At 33.3% G+C, this 559-nt stretch carries 1 protein-coding gene; it reads right to left on the reverse strand.

Annotated features, from left to right (window positions below):
- On the reverse strand, positions 1-276 hold a 276-nt coding region (locus tag FY049_RS22245; RefSeq protein WP_446084438.1), incomplete at its 3' end, for a POTRA domain-containing protein.
- Between the last annotated feature and the right edge of the window lie 283 nt (positions 277-559).

Genomic DNA, 559 nt, shown 5'->3' on the forward strand with positions numbered 1-559 from the left:
GGGCTGTATCTTGATATCCACATCTCGATTTGAAGTGCGTTTTAGATTTTCTAGGCCCTGATCAATATTTTTAAGATTTAAGATTTCATTATTTTTTATCGGTAAAGCTGTGAATATCTCAATTTTATTTACAGATTTATCCTTAGAGATAATTTGGTGAATACGCCCTACATGTACATTTAAAACCAAATTTCCTTGAGTCAAATCTTGTGGATTGACCACAATTTGCGTGGTAATTAATCCTTGTTTGATCAGCTCGTTTTGAGCATATTTCACCATATTTTGCAGGCTTTGAGTGCCAATACATTGCCCGATAACAAACTTAGGCTGATTTAAGTCAAAGAACAAGCCATTGAAAATATTTTGATTCTTACTTTGCAGAGGGTCATTGATGATGAATTGGAGCTGTTTTATTTCAAAACATGGTGTTTCAGCAACAACAACATGATCACGACTGAGTTTTTCAATCTTTTGTTGTGGGGCTAGTAATATATTTTCATTGTTTAACTTTTTTCGAATTCATTTAAACGCTGATCTTGACGAATGATTTCTGGTGTTA

This window comes from Acinetobacter sp. 1125_18A (assembly GCF_052824985.1).